The organism is Microbulbifer sp. MCCC 1A16149, assembly GCF_050368945.1.
Classification (GTDB): Bacteria; Pseudomonadota; Gammaproteobacteria; order Pseudomonadales; family Cellvibrionaceae; genus Microbulbifer.
On the sequence record NZ_CP185959.1, the window covers coordinates 1,764,977 to 1,786,333 of the forward strand.

Annotated in this window: 20 protein-coding genes; 9 read left to right on the forward strand and 11 right to left on the reverse strand. The window is 58.3% G+C overall.

Annotated features, from left to right (window positions below):
• Positions 1-32 precede the first annotated feature (32 nt).
• A complete protein-coding gene (gene msrA, locus ACONT6_RS07535; protein ID WP_428821115.1) occupies positions 33-662 on the forward strand; it encodes a peptide-methionine (S)-S-oxide reductase MsrA in 630 nt (209 codons plus the stop codon).
• Here msrA and ACONT6_RS07540 read toward each other — a convergent pair whose 3' ends face one another.
• From ACONT6_RS07540 to ACONT6_RS07555, 4 genes are all read right to left on the reverse strand, one after another.
• Positions 663-1,517, reverse strand: coding sequence for a sulfurtransferase (locus tag ACONT6_RS07540; RefSeq protein WP_428821116.1), 855 nt, complete (start codon positions 1,515-1,517; stop codon positions 663-665).
• Between the two features lie 135 nt (positions 1,518-1,652).
• Complete coding sequence (locus ACONT6_RS07545) at positions 1,653-3,335, reverse strand: alpha/beta fold hydrolase (RefSeq protein ID WP_428821117.1); 1,683 nt, start codon at positions 3,333-3,335, stop codon at positions 1,653-1,655.
• A 36-nt stretch (positions 3,336-3,371) separates the two neighbouring features.
• On the reverse strand, positions 3,372-3,992 hold the full coding sequence (locus ACONT6_RS07550; RefSeq protein ID WP_428821118.1) for a trimeric intracellular cation channel family protein: 621 nt from the start codon (positions 3,990-3,992) through the stop codon (positions 3,372-3,374).
• Positions 3,993-4,222: 230 nt separating this feature from the next.
• A complete protein-coding gene (locus ACONT6_RS07555) occupies positions 4,223-5,410 on the reverse strand; it encodes an acyl-CoA dehydrogenase (RefSeq protein ID WP_428821119.1) in 1,188 nt (395 codons plus the stop codon).
• 594 nt (positions 5,411-6,004) lie between these two features.
• On the opposite strand from ACONT6_RS07555, the gene ACONT6_RS07560 reads away from it, so the two are divergent.
• Positions 6,005-6,346, forward strand: a complete 342-nt coding sequence (locus ACONT6_RS07560; protein WP_428821492.1) for a DMT family transporter — start codon at positions 6,005-6,007, stop codon at positions 6,344-6,346.
• A gap of 78 nt (positions 6,347-6,424) precedes the next feature.
• Entirely contained in the window at positions 6,425-6,748 is a 324-nt protein-coding gene (locus ACONT6_RS07565; protein WP_428821120.1) for a hypothetical protein, read from the forward strand.
• A 69-nt stretch (positions 6,749-6,817) separates the two neighbouring features.
• Here the strand turns inward: ACONT6_RS07565 and ACONT6_RS07570 are convergent, their stop codons facing one another.
• From ACONT6_RS07570 to phhA, 4 genes are all read right to left on the reverse strand, one after another.
• Positions 6,818-7,987, reverse strand: coding sequence for a cation:proton antiporter (locus tag ACONT6_RS07570; RefSeq protein ID WP_428821121.1), 1,170 nt, complete (start codon positions 7,985-7,987; stop codon positions 6,818-6,820).
• Positions 7,988-8,170: 183 nt separating this feature from the next.
• Entirely contained in the window at positions 8,171-9,838 is a 1,668-nt protein-coding gene (locus tag ACONT6_RS07575) for an aminotransferase class V-fold PLP-dependent enzyme (protein WP_428821122.1), read from the reverse strand.
• Between the two features lie 73 nt (positions 9,839-9,911).
• Positions 9,912-10,382: an Lrp/AsnC family transcriptional regulator gene (locus tag ACONT6_RS07580; RefSeq protein WP_078085925.1), complete on the reverse strand. Its 471-nt coding sequence runs from the start codon at positions 10,380-10,382 to the stop codon at positions 9,912-9,914.
• Between the two features lie 295 nt (positions 10,383-10,677).
• A complete protein-coding gene (phhA, locus tag ACONT6_RS07585) occupies positions 10,678-11,478 on the reverse strand; it encodes a phenylalanine 4-monooxygenase (protein ID WP_428821123.1) in 801 nt (266 codons plus the stop codon).
• Positions 11,479-11,697: 219 nt separating this feature from the next.
• On the opposite strand from phhA, the gene ACONT6_RS07590 reads away from it, so the two are divergent.
• The gene (locus ACONT6_RS07590; RefSeq protein ID WP_428821124.1) at positions 11,698-13,083 is read left to right on the forward strand and encodes a TyrR/PhhR family helix-turn-helix DNA-binding protein; all 1,386 of its coding nucleotides are present in this window, start codon (positions 11,698-11,700) and stop codon (positions 13,081-13,083) included.
• Here ACONT6_RS07590 and ACONT6_RS07595 read toward each other — a convergent pair.
• Entirely contained in the window at positions 13,080-13,424 is a 345-nt protein-coding gene (locus ACONT6_RS07595; RefSeq protein WP_428821125.1) for an Mpo1-like protein, read from the reverse strand. The two genes, ACONT6_RS07590 and ACONT6_RS07595, sit on opposite strands and share 4 nt — an antisense overlap.
• 232 nt (positions 13,425-13,656) lie before the next feature.
• On the opposite strand from ACONT6_RS07595, the gene ACONT6_RS07600 reads away from it, so the two are divergent.
• The 5 genes from ACONT6_RS07600 (at position 13,657) to ACONT6_RS07620 (ending at position 18,917) form a co-directional block, all read left to right on the forward strand.
• Positions 13,657-14,880 carry a CaiB/BaiF CoA transferase family protein gene (locus ACONT6_RS07600; protein ID WP_428821126.1) on the forward strand — a complete coding sequence of 408 codons (1,224 nt, stop codon included), beginning with the start codon at positions 13,657-13,659 and terminating at the stop codon, positions 14,878-14,880.
• Between the two features lie 24 nt (positions 14,881-14,904).
• Positions 14,905-15,651 (forward strand): MliC family protein, encoded by a 747-nt coding sequence (locus tag ACONT6_RS07605; RefSeq protein ID WP_428821127.1) that lies wholly within the window; start codon positions 14,905-14,907, stop codon positions 15,649-15,651.
• A 154-nt stretch (positions 15,652-15,805) separates the two neighbouring features.
• Positions 15,806-17,482: a carbon starvation CstA family protein gene (locus ACONT6_RS07610; protein WP_428821128.1), complete on the forward strand. Its 1,677-nt coding sequence runs from the start codon at positions 15,806-15,808 to the stop codon at positions 17,480-17,482.
• Positions 17,483-17,565: 83 nt separating this feature from the next.
• Positions 17,566-17,859: a cory-CC-star protein gene (locus ACONT6_RS07615; protein WP_428821129.1), complete on the forward strand. Its 294-nt coding sequence runs from the start codon at positions 17,566-17,568 to the stop codon at positions 17,857-17,859.
• Positions 17,859-18,917 carry an ArsA family ATPase gene (locus tag ACONT6_RS07620; RefSeq protein ID WP_428821130.1) on the forward strand — a complete coding sequence of 353 codons (1,059 nt, stop codon included), beginning with the start codon at positions 17,859-17,861 and terminating at the stop codon, positions 18,915-18,917. The genes ACONT6_RS07615 and ACONT6_RS07620 overlap by 1 nt, the downstream gene beginning before the upstream one ends.
• Positions 18,918-18,939: 22 nt before the next feature.
• Here the strand turns inward: ACONT6_RS07620 and ACONT6_RS07625 are convergent, their stop codons facing one another.
• Together ACONT6_RS07625 and ACONT6_RS07630 are read right to left on the reverse strand one after the other, a co-directional pair.
• On the reverse strand, positions 18,940-19,509 hold the full coding sequence (locus ACONT6_RS07625) for a DUF934 domain-containing protein (protein ID WP_428821131.1): 570 nt from the start codon (positions 19,507-19,509) through the stop codon (positions 18,940-18,942).
• Positions 19,493-21,157, reverse strand: a complete 1,665-nt coding sequence (locus ACONT6_RS07630; protein ID WP_078085916.1) for a nitrite/sulfite reductase — start codon at positions 21,155-21,157, stop codon at positions 19,493-19,495. The genes ACONT6_RS07625 and ACONT6_RS07630 overlap by 17 nt, the downstream gene beginning before the upstream one ends.
• Positions 21,158-21,357 lie beyond the last annotated feature (200 nt).

Genomic DNA, 21,357 nt, shown 5'->3' on the forward strand with positions numbered 1-21,357 from the left:
CTGAGTGGCATATACGTTAGAGGTGAAAACTGATGCACTACGACAAGACCCAGATCCCTACTGCCGACGAGGCACTTCCCGGCCGTCCAGAGGCGATGCCTATCAGCGGCAAGCATTTCGTGTCCGGCCACTCCATGGTCACACCGTTTCCCGAGGGTATGCAGCAGGCGGTATTCGGCATGGGCTGCTTCTGGGGTGCGGAGCGATTGTTCTGGGAAATAGAGGGTGTGTATGTCACTGCTGTGGGATACGCCGGTGGTCACACCCCCAATCCGAATTACCAGGAAGTATGCAGCGGTGGAACCGGGCATGCGGAAGTGGTACTGGTGGTATTTGATCCGAACAAGGTGAGTTTTGAGGAGCTGCTGCGCCGCTTCTGGGAAGAGCATGATCCAACTCAGGGGATGCGCCAGGGCAATGATCTCGGCACCCAGTACCGCTCGTGTATCTATACCTATGGTGAAGAGCAACTGGCTGAGGCACAGGCTTCAGAGCAGGCTTTCCAGCAAGCGCTGGCGGAGAAGGGCTTTGGTGCGATTACCACGGAAATCCAGCCCGCCCCCACGTTTTATTATGCCGAGGAAGATCACCAGCAGTACCTGGCCAAGAACCCGGGTGGCTACTGTGGCCTCGCTGGGACCGGTGCCTGTCTGCTGCGCTGATCAGGCCGATTCGGTGCGCGGATGCAGGATATGCGCGCACCAGTCACTCCAGCTGCCCGGATACAGTTGCGCTTTGCGTCCAATAAGGTGCAGGGAAAAGAGGTTTACGCAGGCAGTAACCCCGGATCCGCAATAACAAACGATGTCGTCGTCTGCCGGAATTGACTGCCAGTTTTCGCGCAGCGCCGGCAACGGCTTGATAAACCCTTCATCGTCGGTCACTGCCTGCCAGGGCTTGTTGATCGCCCCCGGAATATGTCCCGCAATGGGATCGATGGGTTCTTCATTTCCCAGAAAACGCTTGGTATCCCGCGCGTCGACCAGCTGCCAGGGCGGATTGTCCAGCTGTGGGTAGAGGTCTTCGTAGTGGAGTAATTCATTTGCGCGGGTGGAAGCTGCAAAGTCGCCAGTGCTAGCGCCTTCGTCTACACCCTGTGCGAGTGGCAATCCGGCATTTTTATATGCGGTGAAACCGCCATTCAGAATGGCGACATGGGTATGACCAAAGTGTCTCAGCAGCCACCAGGCGCGGGCGGCAAATGCGAAGCGCTGGTCATCGTAGACGACTACCTGAGTGTCGGTAGATATTCCCACGGAACGGGCAAATTCGGTGAACTGGCTTGCTGTGGGGAAGGGGTGTCGGCCACCGTAGCGCTCACATGGGGCTGAAAGGTCCCTGTGCAGGCTTGCGTAGTGCGCGCCGGGGATATGTTCGCCGCGGTAGGCCTCTTCTCCGGCGCCGGTATCGGCCAGATCATAGCGGCAGTCGAGAATGACTAGCCGACCATTCCCTTGCTCCTGTTGGCCCTGTAGCTCGGCCAGTTCGGAGACTTCAATCACACCCTGATAGTTCATAGCTACTGCGTTTTATAGTCGTTATGAGGCTCAAATTAAGCCCCGCGATGCCATTTGTCCAGCGTCTATTTGCTGGAAATTGTAACGCGGGTTCACGGTAGCATGCGGAATGAGGCTGCCATTCCGTTCAGCAATTCAGTGGGCTTCCGAGTAGCGGCTGCCTGCGGGCGTTTTATGGCTGCGTTGCTGCTCTTCTTCAAGCGCCCGCTGTGCCTCCAGGTCGGCAATCTGTTTTTCCAGTTCCGCCTGCTGTGCGAGTTCCTGCTTGCGGCATTCAACTGCAGCATCCACCACCGGCTGCTCCGGGCTGTCCAGGAAGCTGGCGGCAGCCTGCTCCGCGCAATCGCTGGCCGAGATCACGTCGTGGGCCAGCTTGGGGAACAGCAGCCACTGGTGATTGGGGAGCTTTTTACGGGCCCGGTTTGCGTCTTCCGCAGCCAGCACTGGGTCCAGGGCGCCGTGCATCACCAGTGTCGGTACCTGTGTTTTGATCGCGCGTGCCTCGAGCAGGGGGGCTGAGGGAATCGCCCAGATACGACACTGCATCTGCATCATGTCGATATCCGAGCGCACCGATCCACCCAGAATCCCGCTGCTGGCGGCCGCTTGCCGTGCCAGGTCGAAGTCGACGAAAGGCGCTTCTTCGTAGCAGAAGTGGCTGATACCCGCGGCGTCGCCAAAGTTCGGATCGAGCACCAATCCCATAAAACTGACGATGGCCGGCTTTAACAGTTCTGCCTGATCAGATTCCAGCTCCTCGATGATCGCCGGGAGTTCCGCGTAAAACTGTTCGTTGTACAGCGCCTGGAAAAGAACCCGCAGTAGCCGTTGCCCGCTGAGCACAAAGGGATATTGCTGGCCGGGATGAATTTTGCCGGTTTCGACCGTGAGCGGGGTTTCATCAAGTTTGTCTACCAGGCTCTCGAGTCGTCGTTTGAGGTCGGGGAAGCGCTTGTTGCACTCTTTATCCTCGCTGCAGTAATCGATACCGCGCTGGTAGGCTGCGATCACGTCATCGGGCAGCTGCTGGGTATAAATGATGTCCGGAAACACCGCGCTGTTGAGCACCATGGCGCGCACGGATTCGGGAAAATCGCGCGCGATGGTGAGGGCATAGCGGCTCGCGTAAGACACGCCGTAGAGGTTTAACTTGGGTACGCCCAGCGCCTGGCGCAATGCTTCCACATCCTGGGCCACTGTAGCGCTGTTGTATTGAGCGAGATCGGCCACTTTGCTGAGCCGGCTGTAGCAGCGCTCCATGCTGTAACTGAATACCCGGGCCTCTTCGTCGGTACTTAGGTTGCGGGTGAAGGCTAGGTCGGCGTCCTTGATAAATTCATCGCAGGCCAACCTGGGCTGTGCCATTCCGGTACCGCGGGGATCGATGATGATCAGGTCGCGGCCGTCCTGCACCGACATGCCGGCGTAATTGAACCACAGCCAGTCACTGGCGTTTTCGGGCTCCAGGCCCATGCTGGCGCCGGGGCCGCCGGCGCCCAGGTGGAGCAGGGGATCCTTATCGGGATCGCTGATCTCCGCATAAAACCGCACCACCGGGAACTGGATCTTGCGCCCTTCGGGCTCCGCGTGGTTTTCCGGCACTTCCATCATGAAGCACTGACTGGTGGGCCAGCTGGGTTCGGTATCAAACCAGCAGGGCTTGGGAATCAGGCGATTGGGGGAGGCCGACTGTGTAGATTTCCCTGCGGCGTCCTCCCTCGTGCAGCCGGCATTCACCAGCAGTGTGAGCGCGGTGAGTACTGGTAGCAGCACTGGCAGTGAAGCAGAAAGGCGCAGGGCGAGAAAACGTGGGGGCATAGTTGTTTTGTCTGAGTGGATCTGTGACCGCTGGTGTTATTGCTCGGGGCGGATACGCGCGATGGGCGCTGAAAGGTTCCAGCGCAGCGCCGCGAGGCGTATCCCGAGCGTCACCAGTACCGCGATGGCTACCACGACTTCTCCGGGTAGCGCGTCAATGTCGTCCAGTATCACCAGAGCGGCGGCGCCACTCAAGGCCGCGGTGGCATAAATTTCCCGTCTCAGCAGTAGCGGGATGTCGCCGCACAGGATGTCCCGGATCAGGCCGCCAAAGGTCCCGGTCATCACCCCCATGACAATGGCGATGGCAGGGGTGTGGCCGAGATCCAGCACTTTCTGGGTACCAATGACCACGAATACCGCCAGACCGGCGGCATCAGCGACCATAAGCAGGCGCATGGGCACTTGCAGGTATCGGATCACATAGAAGCTGATCACCCCGGTGGCCGCGGCGATCCAAAGGTAGTAGCTGTCGGAGAGCCAGAAGACGGGGACGTTGAGGATGATATCGCGCAGGGTACCACCGCCGGTGGCGGTGACGCAGGCCAGCACTACCGCGCCAAACAGGTCCATCTGCTTGTGACCTGCTGCCAGTACGCCGGTGAAAGCAAAAATGGCGATACCGATCAGGTCGCACCAGTGCAGTAATTGTTCCATAACGCCCGTTAAATACCACGATTTCGGAGACTGTGGCGGTACCGCTATCGGGGGCGGCCTTGCGAGACGCGCTGTAAACCCATCCCTGGGGGCTCTGCACCGCCATCCATGGCGGTGAAGGTCTCGCAAGGCCGCCCCCGACAGCGGTACCTTCGCGGAAAATCCAGATTACTCAAATGAGCATTGTTGGATGTTGATTATGGAGCGTCCGCAAGTCAGGGTAAATCAGATCAGAAAAACGCCTGCAGGCCAGTCTGTGCGCGTCCCAGGATCAGTGCGTGCACATCGTGGGTGCCCTCGTAGGTATTGACTGCCTCCAGGTTCATCACGTGGCGAATTACGTGGAACTCGTCGGCGATGCCGTTGCCACCGTGCATGTCGCGGGCGACGCGGGCGATATCCAGGGCCTTGCCGCAGTTGTTGCGCTTGACCAGGGAAATCATCGTCGGGTCGAAGCTGCCTTTCTGCTCGTCCATCAGGCGGCCAACGCGCAGGGAGCCCTGTAGCCCAAGGGTGATCTCGGTTTGCATATCGGCAAGTTTTTTCTGGAACAGCTGAGTCTGGGCCAGCGGCTTGTTGAACTGCTTGCGATCCAGGCCGTACTGGCGCGCGGCGTGCCAGCAGTATTCCGCAGCACCCATGGCGCCCCAGGAGATACCGTAGCGGGCGCGGTTCAGGCAGCCAAATGGGCCGCTGAGTCCCTTGATGTCAGGGAAGCGGTTTTCCTCCGGTACAAACACATTGTCCATCACGATCTCACCGGTGATGGAGGCGCGCAGGGAGAATTTGCCTTCAATTTTGGGCGCGCTGAGGCCCTCCATGCCTTTTTCGAGCACGAAGCCACGGATATCGCCCTCGTCGTCTTTACCCCAGACCACAAAAACGTCGGCGATCGGACTGTTGGTGATCCACATCTTGGAACCGCTGATGCGGTAGCCGCCATCGGCTTTCTTGGCTCGGGTCTTCATACCGCCCGGATCCGAGCCTGCATCCGGCTCTGTGAGGCCGAAACAGCCGACCCATTCGCCGCTCGCGAGTTTAGGTAGGTACTTCTGTTTTTGCTCCTCGCTGCCGTAAGCGTAGATCGGGTGCATGACCAGGCTGGACTGAACACTCATGGCGGAGCGGTAGCCGGAATCCACACGCTCGACTTCCCGTGCAACCAGGCCGTAGGAGACATAGTTGAGGCCGGCGCAGTCGTAGCCCTCGATGGTTGAACCAAGCAGTCCCAGCTCTCCCATTTCACGCATGATGTCGCGGTCGAATACTTCGTGGCGGTTGGCTTCCAGCACCCGCGGCATCAGTTTTGATTGGCAATACTCGCGCGCGGTATCGCGGATCATGCGCTCTTCGTCGCTCAGCTGGCGGTCCAGCAGCAGGATGTCGTCCCAGTGTGCCAAAGGCTGGTTTTTGCTCATGGTTTGGTCCGTGCGAAAAAAGTTGGATCTCAAGTGGCCGGTCAGGTGCCATCTATCGGCAGTAGCCGGTCTCTCTTTATTTAATCTTAGGCAAATGACCCGGGACTCCTTAGTGGCTCCGGAGTCAAAATGCCATGGTCAGGCCAGTTCGCGGCCCGTAGATGTTCGTTTGCCGGGTCATAATAGCGAACAAGATCCGTTACTTCACTAATGTGATCACTTTTTTGCGGGGTAAATGCAGAGGAAAATCGCGGTTCTTCCCCTGCGGCACCATATAGCGTCACCCGGCGTGTAATTTCGCGCCAACTGAGGCCACCGGCATCCGCTCTATCCCGGGCCCACCATCATTTAACTGTACCTGCTTCTCTGTCTGCTGCTTATGCTTTCCCGGTATGTCGTTGCGCGGTCTGGGATGCTAATAACCAGGTAATTGGGCCGGCAGGGCATAGTCTAATGCGGCGATTCAGGCAATTGAGTGGAACCCCAATGTGGTATGCATAGGTGATAACCAATAAACTGACTTTTGCCGGACGTATCACCCTAACAATCACACGGGCCTCAACCTGGCGATGTCCATCTAATGAAGGAAATAGCGTGTCACATTGGGTCTATCTATCCATAGCAATTGTTGCGGAAGTCGTGGGTACCTTGTTTCTCAAGAGCTCAGATGGATTTTCCAAAGTGATTCCGAGCGTGATCGTTGTCCTATCGTATGTGCTTGCATTCTACCTGCTGTCAATTTCCCTGAAGTCTATTTCAGTCGGTATTGCGTATGCGGTATGGGCCGGGGCAGGTGTTGCCTTGATCGCTTTGGCTGGTTTTATTTTTTTTGGGCAAAAGCTCGATATGGCTGCAATTCTTGGGATGGTACTGATCGTTTCCGGGGTTGTGGTGATCAATGTTTTTTCTGCTAGCGCCGAGAACTCTGGTAATTGAAGTTCACAGGCCGGTTTGGTCCCGCTCTTTGATATTTTTCTATTGATGGTTAATGCAACGAGGTAAAGGAGTGCTGAGATGAAAAACCTAAAAATCGCTTTGTTTGGTGCTTTGGTTGCGATGGCATGTACTGCCCATGCCAGTGGGTCGTTTCGACTTGAGAACGGAAAGCTTATCCAGGAAGGGAAAAGCAAGCAGGAAATAATCTATATCGCCGGTGCGCCGCTATATCAAGAGGTGGAGACCATTGCCGTCGATGAGGGTGTGGGTGGGGATCCGGTGAAACGGGAAATCTTAACTTATCGCTTGAACGGTGATATCGGTGGGATGTATCTGGTTGTAGTAACTGTTGAGAACAATAAAGTGGTTTCCGTAGATTCCAAGCAAGAGGGCAGGCTGTAATACCTGCGCGAGCCTGATGTATTTATCTGTACGGGCTTTTACTGCCCGCCCAGCTTCTGTTGCCTTTGCTCAATCCCGCCGCAAATGATCCTTGATCGCAATTGGATTAGGGAAGTTCAGCACCACGATATACGAGGAAACCAGAAAGGTCAGGATCGCGGTGGCCTGGATCAGGTGAGAGGCCTTGCTCCCAATCAGCTGTTGGCTCACCGCAAGAAATGCGATCAATAGCGAAAACTCGCTGATCTGCCCGAGCCGAAAGCCGATATCCCACGCGAGTATTTTGCGTTCGCTCTGCTGTCCCAGCAGGTAGCGGAACACCACCGGTTTGATGACCAGCACGGCAATGGCCGCCACCAGTGCGGGTACCGCGATTTCCGGCACCATGTCCAGATGGAACTGCGCTCCCAGGCTGAAGAAAAACAGGATCAGGAAGAAGTCGCGCAAGGGCTTCAGGCTGATGGCGATGTATTGGGATATGGGGCTGGTGGCGAGGGTGATACCAGCGATGAAGGCGCCGATTTCACGGGAGAGGCCGACAATTTCCGCCAGTTCCGCGAGGCCCATACACCAGCCGAGAGCGAGCAGGAATACGTACTCGTGGAAGCGGTCGAATTTGCTCAGCAGCGGTTGCAGTACGTAGCGTACAGCCGCCCAGGCGAACAGGATCAGCAGGGGCAGGGCGGCGAAGGACATTCCAAGCTTGGCAAAATCCACGGAGCCGGTACTGCCGCTTAGCAGGATCATCAGGCAGGTAATGGCCACGAAGTCCTGGAACAGCAGCAGGCCGACCATCATTTCACCGAGGTGTTTGTGGTGCAGTACCGTCGTAGGCAGTAGCTTGATGCCGATGATGGTACTGGAGAACATCATCGCCATGCCGATCACCCAGGATTCGGTATCGGTGAAGCCGAACAGGTGGCCGATGCCGTAGCCGAGGCCGAGGAATATGCCGCAACTGATCAGGCCCACAAAGGTCGCCTTGCGCAGTACTGAAATCAGCGCCTTGGGCTGCATGTCCAGGCCGAGCAGGAACAGCAGGAAGATGATGCCGATATTGGACATCTCGGCCATCAGATTGACGTTATCGATAACCGCGAGCCCGGAGGGGCCGAGCAGGCAGCCGAGGGCGATATAGGCCACAAGTAGTGGTTGACGTCCCCACAGCGCGAGTGAAGCGACAACAGCGGCGCCGCTGAAGATCAGGAAAAACGACTGGAACAGGGAGGTCTCAGGCACTGCGCATCCTTGTAGCAGACTGGGCGATTACGGGTGCTTTCATTATCGGCCCTGAGCACCCGGTTTATCAATGGCAGCTCGCACTGGCAGTGCGATTTGGGCGCTGAGCCAAACGGAAGGCGCTTCCGCCGCCCGACCTGCCACTTCGTGTCCTGCCTTCCTTCGCTTGTTGGAATACTGGCCTTAAAGTTTGAACCAGCGCAAATTCTCTCCTTCCGGAGACAGAATCGGCTGTTCGCATTTCTCTCCCGGCGGGTTTGCCAGGATCGAGCGCGCCAGATGAATAAACTCTTGCAAAGGCGTGGCCAACTTTTCCGGTGCCGAGGTATCCAGTGAGAATTCCAGTGGCATCGGCGCATCGGCTTCGATGCCCTGATAGCGCCACACGCCGTGGCTGGCATGGTACTGGTAATACGGCAGCATCCGATGGCCGTATTCGGCGATGAGCTCAATGGCGTCGATCAGGTAATCAACGGTCTCTTCATCCAGGAAGTAATTGAAGTTCAGTCGCACCCAGCCGGGCTTGAGGATACTCTCGCCTTCACTCACCAGCTTTTCAATGGCAGTGCTCTGCTCGTCGGTGAGATGGAGCAGGTGGTGGCCATAAGGGCCGGCACAGGAGCAGCCGCCCCGTACCTGAATGCCGAAGAGGTCATTGAGCAGGGCTACAACAAAGCCGTGGTGCAGCGGTTTGTCGTCGTGCAGCAGGTGCAGGGAGACGATACTGACGCGCTCGGCTTCGGTGCCACCCAGAATCTGGATGTTTTCCTTTTCGCTCCAGCGAGCGAAAGCGCGGCTGACCCAGGCTGCTTCACGATCTTCGATGACGTCTGCACCTACCTGGTCTTTCAACGCAAATGCCATGCCCGCGCGCACGGACTCGACAATGGCGGGCGTGCCTGCTTCCTCGCGGCGTTCGCCCGCGGGAAGGTAGGTGTGCCTTGCCGCGCTTACCCAGGACACGGTGCCGCCGCCGGTGACCGAGGGCTGGTTTTCCGGCAACAGGTTGCGCCGTACAACGAGTATTCCGGGGGTGCCGGGGCCGCCGACAAATTTGTGCGGCGAAATAAACAGGGCATCTTTGCTGGACAGGCTGTCTTTGCCCTGCACATCAATGCCGACATAGGGCGCCGCTGCGGCGTAATCCCAGAACGACAGGGCGTTGTTCTTGTGCAGCAGGCGGGTGACCGCTTCGACATCGGTGCGGATACCGGTGACATTGGAGGCGGCTGAAAAACTGCCGATCTTCAGCGGTCGCGCTGCGTATTGATCGAGCGCTTCTTGCAGTGCCTCAAGGTCCACGCCACCGGACGCATCCTGCGGAATGGTGACCACTTCCGCAATGGACTCGCGCCAGGGCAGGTCGTTGGAGTGGTGTTCGTAAGGGCCGATAAACACCACCGGTCTTTGCGCTTCCGGGATACATCCGGATGTACCGCCAAGGCGTGCGTAGCCGTCCACGCGCAAGCCCAGGCAGTCCACCAGCCGGTTGACCGCGGCAGTCGCGCCAGAGCCGCAGAAGATGATTGCGTGTTCATCCCCCGCATTGACGGATTTGCGCACAGCGGCACGGGCCTGTTCGCGGAAGGCGGTGGTCTGGCGGCCGGTGGCAGAAGTTTCCGTATGGGTGTTGGCGTACCACGGCAACACATTGTGGCGGATGGTGTCTTCGATAAAGGTAAGCGCGCGACCGGAGGCGGTGTAGTCCGCATAAATCAGCGGGCGCTGGCCAAAAGGCGTATCCATTGGCATACGTTCGCCAATGACGTTGTCGCGAATCTGCTGGAGCAGGGAGTCGGTTTTTGCATCGCTGGATGGGGCGGTCGATGCCGGTTGTGCATGGCTGTGCATGGCTACCTCAATCTACTGTGCCCGCGGGGATCGCCCGCGGGCATGGCTAAAACAGTAATTGAGCTGCGGGTTTTTAATCTCCCGGCGGTATGGGCAGTTGCGTAGTGCTTTTTATCTGCTCCATGGCGAAATTGGAGGCCACGTCGGAAATCCCCGAGTGGGCGATCAGCTTTTTGTAAAAGCGATCGTAGGAGGCTACATCGCTGACCACGACCCTGAGAATATAGTCGTAGTCCCCGGCCATACGGTAACAGTCCACCACTTCCGGTAAATCTGCCATCGCGTTAGAAAAGGACTCCGCCCATTCCGCGCTGTGCTGATTGGTTTTGACCTGCGCAAACACGGATACCGGCAGACCGAGTACCTCAGCATCCAGCAGGGCAACTTTCCGGCGGATGATGCCGCTCTTCTCCAATTTCTGAATCCGGCGCCAGCACGGGGTCTTGGTGAGGCCCACGCGCTCGGCCAGCTCTTCGATGGAGAGACTAACATCAGATTGAAGTATGGCAAGAAGTTGTCGATCAATCGCATCGAGTGAGGACATGGTGCTACAAATCTCCCGAAAATGCGGGGGTTGGTTCCATTGGAGTCGTTCAGGTGGCTCTCCATAGCAACAAAATACCCCAGTAATTTTGGCGGGCTTGGCGGGATCCGACTTTCACAGGCTGTAAAAGAATCCTTTACCGTGCCCCTTGTCTTGCCGATAACGATAATCTCAGATTGAAAGCATCAGTAGTGGAATTATTCTCTGGGACTTGTACGAGCGAAAAGGGAGATCAAAAAAGCCGGGCAATGCCCGGCCAAACAACAGGGGTATGTTGGAAAAATGTCCTGAAGCCTTAAGCGGCTTCCTTCGGCGGGAACAGCGGTTCGTAGAGACCTGCGGCCATGGCCTCGCGCACGCGCGCCATCAGGTCAATTTCGGTGAGCTGCTGCAGGGTTTCCAGCTGGTCGAGCACATAGTAGATGGGCTGCACTATGTCGATCCGGTATGGGGTTCGCAGGGCGTCGACCACCTCGAAGGGGGCGCGAATGGGGGCATCGCTGAGCGCGTACAGCGTCTCCTTGGGGGAGGACAGGATGCCGCCGCCGTAAATACGCAGACCGTCTTCGGTGTTCATCAGGCCAAATTCCACCGTAAACCAGTAGAGGCGGGCCAGGTAGGCGCGCTCTTTGGGGGAGGCCTTGAGCCCCAGCTCACCGTATTTCTGGGTGAAATTGGCAAACGCGGGATTGGTGAGCGTGGCGCAATGGCCAAAGATCTCGTGGAAAATGTCCGGTTCTTGGAGGTAGTCGAACTCCTCGGGCGTGCGAATGAAGGTGGCTACCGGGAATTTGCGCTCGGACAGCAGGCGGAAGAACGTTTCGAATCCGATCAGGGCGGGGACGCGGGCGCACTCCCAGCCGGTTTCTCTGCGCAGTACATCGCTGACCTCGGCCAGTTGTGGGATGCGGTCGCGGGGGAGGTCGAGCAGCTCGAGCCCGTGCAGATACTCGTCACAGGCGCGGCCTGGCACCACTTCCAGTTGGCGTTCGATCAGGCGTCGCCAGGTGTCGTGCTCCAAGGCGGTGTACTCGATAAAGCCGTCGGCGTCCGGTTCACGGGCGACGTACTTGCTGGGCTTTTTATCACTGCTCATGAGGATCTCCTGAGTGCGCGGGCGGTTCAGATGCCGCCTCGTCTGTTTTTATCTTCTCTCTATTCTTAGACACACCCGGCGTCGGATGGCAGGGGGCGGGGCGCAGAATGCGATGTCCGCTCGGGGTTGGAGCTACACTTTTTGTAAATAAAAGTTTACATTTCGGGTATGAGAATAGAGATAACCTGCAGTGATCGTGTGGGAATATTGCAAGAAATAATGTCAATATTCTCGGATTATCGCGTTAATGTTCGATCCGGCGAGATCGGCGGCGTCAGCGGAGACAAGGTCTACCTGTCTGCGCCCGACCTGCTGGTGGCCCAGTACCAGTCCATCGAGAAGTCTCTGCACCGGGTGCGGGGCGTACGGCAGGTGCGCCGAATCGAGCTGATTCCTTCGGAGCGACGCCACTTTGAACTGGATACGCTGCTCCGCCATGTGTCCTATCCGGTGCTGTCAGTAGATCGGGATGGTTTTATCGTGGCGGCCAATCAGGCGGCGGCGCGGGCCTTCGGGGTGAGTCACAGCCAGGTGGCCGGAATGGCCCTGCAGCGATTTCTGCCGCGCCTGCAACTGGCGGAACTGCTGCGCGGGATTACTGCGCCGCGATACGGGTTCCCGGTCACGGTGCGGGGGCAGGAATTTGTAGTGGATTGGTCGCCCATCGCGTTAGCAGAGGCCCCGGGTGCGGTGGCCTCCCTGGCCGGAGCGGTGCTCACCATGCAGGCGCGGGAGGATTCCACCGCGCAGGTGGCGCCGCCGCAACAGATCTTGTGGGATCTCGACAGGCGCCGGGAGAGCTGCCTGTGGCTGCAGCAGATGGCGCCGCTGGATGAACCGCTGCTGATCTGCGGTGAGAAGGGCACCGGAAAGAGCACCTTCGCGAGAGCGGCGTACTACCTGAGCCCGATCGCGGCCCGGGGACAGCTTCACGAATATGCCGGTATGGATTTCAGCCAGCGCCAGCTAGAAGAATTAAAGGCCATGCCCGATGACACCATGGTGTTGCTGGATGATGTGGACATTGCGCCCGCGCCGCAGCAGCAGGCACTCGCGGACTGTATTTTGCGGGGAAGAATTCGCCCGCGCCTGGTTTTTTCCGCCACTTCGCTTGCCGCTCTGGCGTTGCCATTGCGCCAGCTGCTGGAGCCCCAGCAGATTACCTTGCCGCCACTCCGGGCCATGCGTCCAGCACTCGCAGGGTTTATCGGATTGATGCTGGAGGACTCGGCTGTCGCCCTGGATTCCGCTGCGGTCCACGCCCTGGCGTTACGGGATTGGCCGACGAATTTCGCGGGGTTGTCCGACTGCCTTAGTGCGGCGCTTGCCCATGTGCAGGGTCGTGGTGGCGCTACCGTGACTGTCGAGGATCTGCCTCTGGCGCCCGCAAATGAGCAGTTGCCTTGGCGGGATTGGGGGCGGGGTCTGACCCTGTCGGAACAGATGGAAAAGGTGGAGCGGGCCATTCTTGTTGAACTGCTGGAAACACTGGGCCCAGGCCGACACTCTACCCGGGAGTTGGCGCAGCGGCTGGGAATATCCCACACCGCGGTTGCCAATAAATTGCGCAAATTTGGCCTTAGCCCGGGCCAGGCTGCGCGCTAGCGTTCAATTCGGCCCAGCAGCATGTCCTTGAACATAACGAAATCGCCCCACAGGGAATAAAAGGGGTTTTTGAAGGTGGCCGGGCGATTGTGCTCGAAGAAAAAGTGGCCCACCCAGGCAAATCCATAGCCGGCAACGGGCAATACGGCCAGCAGGCCCCAGCGCTGTGTGACCAGTGCCGCAATAAGCAGACCAATGACCAGGGCAGTGCCGACGAAGTGCAGGCGCCTACAGGTCAGGTTGCTGTGTTCGTTCAGATAAAACGGATAAAACGCCTTGAAGGAATCGAACTTTGGGGTATCCCCGGATTGGATGCTGGATTCGGTTTCGGGATTGTTCATCGGTTTCTCCATTGATTGTTCTTCTGGTTGTTGTTCGTATTGTGGAGTCGCCTCATTGTATGCGGCATCGGCGGCCTACACTGGTTTACACGGGACACTTGTCTGGCAGTGGTCTGGCAATGTAAGTGGCCAGCGAATTTAGACCAATCAGTTCCAAATCTGTTAATGTTTGCGCCTCGTGATTTGTGATCACGTTTTCATTCTTACACGCAGGCATACGCAGGGTAAAACTATGGCCGGCCCTCTCGCACATTTAAAAGTCTTGGATCTCAGCCGCATACTCGCAGGCCCCTGGGCGAGCCAGGTACTGGCGGACTTTGGGGCGGAAGTCATCAAGGTTGAGCGCCCCGGAAAAGGGGATGATACCCGGCATTGGGGGCCTCCCTTTCTCAAGGATGCCGATGGCAACGATACCGGCGAGGCTGCCTATTACCTGAGTGCCAATCGCGGTAAAAAATCGATCACCGTGGATATTACCCAGCCGCGCGGGCAGGAGCTGATCAAACAGCTCGCTGCGCAATGCGACATAGTGCTGGAAAACTACAAGGTGGGTGGGCTCAAAAAATACGGCCTGGACTACCCGTCGATCAAGGCGATCAACCCGAAAATCATCTACTGCTCCATTACCGGCTTCGGGCAGACCGGGCCGTACGCCGCGCGCGCGGGCTACGATGCGATGATTCAGGGGATGGGCGGACTGATGAGCCTGACCGGCGTGCCCGAGGGGCAGCCCGGAGCCGGCCCGCAGAAAGTGGGTGTGGCGGTGGCCGACCTGATGACCGGTATGTATGCGGTTTCCGGAGTGCTGGCGGCAGTCATTCATCGGGACAGAACCGGTGAGGGCCAGCAGATCGACCTGGCTCTGCTGGATACCCAGGTCGCCTGGCTGGCCAACCAGGCCCAGAATTTTCTCACTTCCGGAGTGAGCCCGGAGCGCCAGGGAACCGCCCACCCGAATATTGTTCCCTACCAGGCGGTGCCCGCCAGTGATGGCTATTTCATGCTTGCGGTGGGTAACGATGCCCAGTTCAAGAAGTTTTGCAGTATTGCCGGGCTCGATAGCATTGCCGAGGACCCTGCCTATGCCACCAATTCCGCGAGGGTGGGGGCGCGGGAGACTCTGGTTCCGGTCATAGAGCGGGCGACCCAGGAAAAGCCCGCGGCCTGGTGGCTGGAGAAACTGAGTGATGCCCACGTACCCTGCGGGCCGATCAATAATCTGGAACAGGTTTTCGCCGATCCACAAGTGCAGGCGAGGGGCATGGTGGTTGAACAGCAGCATCCCACTGCGGGCAGCGTGAAAACCGTGCGCAATCCCGTCGGCTTTTCCGCATCTGCACTGGAATATCAAAACGCGCCGCCCACACTGGGGGCGCATACCGACGAAACGCTGGAGTCCATGCTGTCGCTCAGCGCGGACGATATCGCGCAGCTGAGACGAGACGGCGTGATCTGATTTCTTTTTTTCAGGAGGCCTGGGATGTTCAATTTGCGACGAGTAATCCTGCTTTCGCTGATTTCGGCGGTGACCGCGACAGGGTGCAACAGGGGCGACTCGGCACCACCGCAGGCTTCCGATACCGAGTTTTCTGAAAGCGGGACTTCAGAAAGCGGGGCATCAAAAGGCGAGACTTCAGAAGGTCCGGCTTCAGAACCGCTACAGCCAGTTGCCAGTGGATCTGAAAATGCGCCTCCACCAGAAGACGTCAAGCCGACCTACGATTGCGATCAGCAGCTCAACAGTTCCATCGAACAGCTGATATGTAAAGACAGCGGACTTGCGCTGCTGGATCAGCAGATGGCCGAGGTGTTTGCGGCGGCGGCCAAGACGGAAAAAGCCCAGCAGGACCGCTATTTCAAGGCGCGCCAGCGGGGCTGGATCAAAGGACGCAACGACTGTTGGAAAGCGCAAGACAAGCGCGCCTGTACCGAAGACAGCTACAAGCGGCAGATCGCGACGTTGCAAGCGCGGTACGGTCTGCTCCCCGGTCGCGGGCCTGTAACTTATATCTGTGACGGCAGCGAGGTGACCGCGACCTATTACCCCACGGAGCCGCCCGCCGCGATGGCGCAATACAAAGGGGAGGAATCCCTGATATTTATCGAGCCCACGGCCAGTGGCAGTCGCTATGTCGGTCGCAACGAGAGTATCTGGGAGCATCAGGGAGAGGCGAAAATTACCTGGGGTGCGGACGGTATAGAAATGCAGTGTAAAATCCGCAGCTGATAGCCGAAGTCTTGCACGCCAAGAAGGGGGGAATTGCGCCAAAATGCCGCGATGTATAACGCGTCTGGGCTAGTATCACTCCTGTAAGCGCGGCTTGTCCCGTGGTCTTTAAGGCGCAGCGCCCGCGAAATAATGCATAACAGGGAATGTTGGCATGAATGCGATCCTTCTGATGGTGCTCGGTCTTGGGGGTATGGCTGCCGGGTATTTTTTCTATTCGCGGTTTATTGCTGACCGTATCTATCGCTTTGATCCCGAGTTCATTACCCCGGCCCACGAGTTTGAGGACGGGGTGGACTATGTGCCCACCAGCAAATTTGTGCTCTGGGGGCACCACTTCACTTCTGTTGCCGGAGCGGCACCCATTGTGGGGCCCGCCATCGCCGTTATCTGGGGTTGGCTGCCTGCATTTTTGTGGGTGGTATTCGGTACTGTCTTTTTCGCCGGGGTGCACGATAGCGGGGCCATCTGGGCCAGCGTGCGCAATCGCGGTCTGTCGATCGGCTCGCTGACCGGTCATGTCGTGGGCAAGCGCGCCCGCAGTATTTTCATGATTGTCATCTTCCTGGTCCTGCTGATGGTCAATGCGGTATTCGGTGTGGTGATCGCAGGATTGCTGATCAAAAACCCCGGTTCTGTGGTCCCCATTTGGGGCGCGATTGCGGTTGCTCTGGTGATCGGCCAACTTATTTACCGTTTCAAATTCAATCTCGGTTTGGTCTCCCTGTTTGGTGTGGCGGCGCTCTACGGACTGATTTTTATCGGCCCCTCCGTGCCTGTTTCCCTGCCGGAAACGGTGGCCGGGCTTTCCGCCAGCGCGGCCTGGATTCTGATTCTGTTTGCCTACGCCGCCATCGCATCCCTGTTGCCGGTTTGGGTGCTGCTACAGCCGCGCGATTACATCAACGGGCTGCAACTGTTTGTGGGCCTGATCCTGTTGTATACCGCGGTGCTGATCGGCAACCCGGAAGTGGTGGCGCCAATGTTCAATCACAATGTGCCGGCGGGCGCGCCACCACTGATTCCGCTATTGTTTGTCACTATTGCCTGCGGCGCGATATCGGGCTTTCACGGACTGGTTGCCTCGGGGACGACTTCCAAGCAGCTGAACCGGGAAACCGATGCGCGCTTTGTGGGATATTTTGGCTCGGTGGGTGAGGGCGCCCTGGCGCTGGCGGCAATCATCGCCGCCTGTGCGGGCTTTGCCAGTCTTGAAGAGTGGCAGTCGGTGTACAGCGCGTTCGGGCAGGGTGGGGTGCAGGCATTTGTCGACGGCGGTGCGGTCATCCTGAATCGTGGTGTCGGCATCGATACGGCGATATCCGGGACCATATTGACGGTTATGGCGGCCCTGTTTGCCGGCACCACCATGGATACCGGCCTGCGCCTGCAGCGCTATATTTTCCAGGAGTTTGGTGAAATCTACGGTATCCGCTGGCTTGGCAAGCCGCTGCCCGCCACGCTGATGGCGGTGGGGTGTTGCGTATTGCTCGCCTTCGGTGCCGGCGGAGCCGATGGCAGTGGCGGCCTGCTAATCTGGCCGCTTTTCGGCACCACCAACCAGTTGCTGGCGGGGCTCACTTTGCTGGTGATTACGGTGATGCTGGTGCGGTTGAAAAGGCCGGTGTGGATCACGCTGGTACCACTGGTATTTCTGTTGATGATGACTCTGGCCGCGTTGCTGATCCAGTTGAACGAGTTCTACCGCAAGGAAGACTGGTTCCTGCTGAGCCTGGATCTGGTTGTGCTGGTGGCTGCGATCCTGGTGACACTGGAGTGCGTTGCCGCTTTTCGCAAAACCGAAAAACAGCTAGTGGGCGAGGAGCTGTAGTTTCTCCTGTCGCTGCCTGGACAACGCCGGGTAGAGCGTCGGGACCAACCTGAAGTCTGATAAACGGAGTTGAGGGTGCGTGGATGGAACCATCGAACAAGGCGGTATTGCCGAGAAACCTGAAACTGGTTTTTCGCAGGATTGGTGAGCAGCTGGAAGCCTATTACAGCGGCCCCTATCGCAGTGCTCTGGCGCGCGCCGAGCGGGATGAAGAAGACCTGTTCATGCTGCTCGTGTACGCCGAATCCCTCGGAATTCCGAACCCCGTGAGCCTTTATACTCTGGAATTGCAGCCGCTTTTGCTGGAGCGCTTCCACAAGTGGCACCAGCGTATGGGAATGGAACGCTCTCCGCTTGATGAGATGCGGTGTTGCTAATGGCTCAGAAAACGGCCGAGAAAATGGCGCAGCAACTGGATCTCGATACGCTTTTCGCGCGACGTCTGCTGATGGTCGGTGGCAAGGGTGGCGTCGGCAAGAGCACGGTCGCAGCAACCCTTGCGTTGATGGCCGCACAGCGCGGCCAGAAAACCCTGCTGGTTTCTACGGATCCCGCGCACAATCTTGCGGACATATTTGGGTGTCATTGCCAGGGCGGCGAGGGGCGATTACCGTGGCGAGACATTCCCCTGCGAGTGCTGGAACTGAATCCGGATATCGTGCTGGACGATTACCTGGAATCCGTGCGCAAACAGATGTTGCCGCACATATCCCTCAATATGCGCGGCCCGCTGGAAAAGCAATTACACCTGACCCGTCACGCGCCCGGCGCGGAAGAGGCCGCGTTACTCGACGTACTTACCCGTTTGATAAAACAGCGCGAAGACTACGACCTGATTGTCTTCGATACCGCGCCCACCGGACATACCTTGCGCTTGATGTCCCTGCCGGGGGTGATGAATACCTGGGCCACGGGCCTGCTGCAACAGAAACAGCACGCGGGACGATTCCGGGATATTTTGTCTCGCCTTGAGCCCGCTACAGATGACGCAAAACCAGGAAATAGTGATGCGGCACCCGCTGTCCTGGCGCCCCTGCTTGAGCGACAGGCCCGCTTTCACGACGCCGCGACCGTGTTGAAGGATTCGGAGCTTACCGGCTTTCTCTTCGTCATGACCCCGGAGCTCTTGCCCCTGCAGGAAACCCGCAGGGCAGTAGCGGCGCTGAATAGCCATCAAGTGCCGGTCGCCGGGCTGGTGCTCAATCGTATTCTGCCCGCAGAGGCCGAGCAGGTGCCGTTCTTGCGAGGTGTCTATCGACAGCAGGGTGCGGTGCTTTCGCAGGTCGCGGAGCAGCTGTCCGCATTGCCGCAAATTCAAATTCCCATGAGCGGGGACGTGATTCAGGGGAGGGAAGGGTTGCAGCAGATGGCGGATGTGATGGCAGCTGCGGCCCACAAACAAAAAATGCCCGGCAGGGAGCCTGCCGGGCATTGATCGTATCCGTTGGCGGTATGGCTCAGGCCAGCGCGCGACGACGGAAGATCGGCAGTGGCTGGTCCACGGCAGCCTGGTAGCTGTCGGTGAAGTCGCCCAGGGATTCCAGCAGACCTTCCAGCGGTTGATCGCCCTGGTAGGCAAAGGCGTTAAAGCCGCAGCGGGTCAGGTAGGTCAGCTGGTCGCGGATAAAGTTGCCCACCGCGCGAATCTCACCGGTAAAGCTATAGCGTTCACGCAACAGGCGACCCACGGTAAATCCGCGGCCGTCGGTAAATGCGGGAAAGTGTGCGGCGATCAGCGGCAGCTCTGCGGCATATTCGCCGACCAGGTCTGCAGTTTCATCGCTGTCCAGCCACACGCCGATCTCTTCCTTGCGTTCCTGCAGGTCTTCACGCAATTCCAGCCATACACTGAGCGGCAGAATAACCTTGCCCGGAGCCAGGCTGTCGGCTGTTATTTCCACTTCGTCACCCAGGGGCAACAGGTTCCATTCGTTGTTTGCAACGGCGCCGTCCAGAATCAGTTGCGCCGGGTTCTCCGGTTGCACGCCCACCGGCTTCTTTACAGAGGGCTTAGCTGGCTTTGGCATATACTCGCTCCTTGAAAGGCTGAAGCCCGATGCGGTTGTAGGTATCGATAAACAGTTCTTCGGGCTGGCGGTTTTCCGCGAATACATCGAGGATTTTGCCAATGGTCTCCGGCATTTCCTCGCGGGAGAAGCTCGGGCCCAGTACCTTGCCGAGACTGGCTTTTTCGTTCGAGCTGCCGCCTAGCTGTACCTGATAGAACTCCTCGCCTTTTTTGTCCACGCCAAGAATGCCGATATGACCGATGTGGTGGTGGCCACAGGCGTTCATGCAGCCGGAGATGTTCAGGTCCAGGTCGCCCAGGTCGTACAGGTAATCCAGGTCGTCAAACTTGCGCTGGATTGCCTCCGCAACCGGGATGGATTTTGCATTGGCCAGGGAGCAGTAATCACCACCGGGGCAGCAGATCATATCGGTCAGTGTGCCGATATTCGGCGTGGCAAAGCCCTGCTTGCGCGCCGCCTGCCAGAGTTCGAACAGCTTTTCCTGCTCTACGTCGGCCAGAACCACGTTCTGCTCGTGGGTAACCCGCACTTCACCGAAGCTGTACTGGTCTGCCAGGTCGGCAATTGCCTCAAGTTGGCGGTCAGTCACGTCGCCGGGCGGAATACCGGTGGGTTTGGTGCTGAGGGTGACCGCCTGATAGCCGGGCACCCGGTGCGGGAAAGTGTTGCGCTCGAGCCAGCGGGCAAAAGCCTTATCTTCGCCGGCCTGGTCGCGCAGCACGGCTTCGCTGTGCCCGCTGTCGATAGTTTTGTAGGCGGGCTCCGGGAAGAAACGCTGGGCCCAGCTGATCGCTTCCGGTGTAAGTTGGTCGGCGCCATCTTTAATCTGTTCCCATTCCGCTTCCACGCGGCGGGCAAACTCTTCAGGACCCAGTGCTTTCACCAGAATCTTGATGCGCGCCTTGAACTTGTTGTCGCGGCGGCCCAGCTGGTTGTAGACGCGCACGATGGCTTCCAGGTAGGAGAGCAGGTGCGTCTCCGGCAGGAAGTCACGGATCGCGACGCCGAGAATCGGGGTGCGGCCCAGGCCACCGCCCACCAGAATCTGGAAGCCGGTCTCGCCCTGGTCATTCTTTACGATCTGCACGCCGATATCGTGGGCGCGAATGGCTGCGCGGTCTTGCTCTGCACCGCACACGGCGATCTTGAACTTGCGCGGCAGGAAGGCGAATTCCGGGTGGAAGGTAGACCACTGACGGATCAGTTCGCAGTAGGGACGCGGGTCGATCAGTTCGTCCCGGGCGACGCCGGCAAACTGGTCGGTGGTGGTATTGCGGATACAGTTACCGCTGGTCTGTACGGCGTGCATCTCCACTTCAGCGAGCTCGGCCAGAATGTCCGGCACATCTTCCAGGTTTGGCCAGTTCAGCTGTACGTTCTGGCGGGTGGTGAAGTGGGCATAGCCCTTGTCGTACTTGCGGGTGATATGGGCCAGGCGGCGCACTTGCGCGCTATTCATCAGGCCGTAGGGCACAGCGATACGCAGCATCGGTGCCAACCGCTGCACATACAGGCCGTTCTGTAGGCGCAGGGGCAAAAATTCTTCTTCTTTCAGCTCACCGGCGAGATAGCGTTCGGTCTGACCCCGAAACTGGGCCACCCGTTCCCGAACCAGTTTGCGGTCCTGTTCGTCGTATCGATACATAAGAGCTTGATTCCATTGCTTTTTTACGCCGCTACGGGGCGTTTGAAGGGTACTCTGGACCCTACCTGATACCCTGAGTGGCGCATAACATACCAGCCGCCTTATACAAAAAATAACAATTTTTTTCGCTACCTTAGTAACCGACGGTTATAAGAGCGAGGCAGACTGAGAACTGGCGATTTGCTGTGCTATTGCGCCCC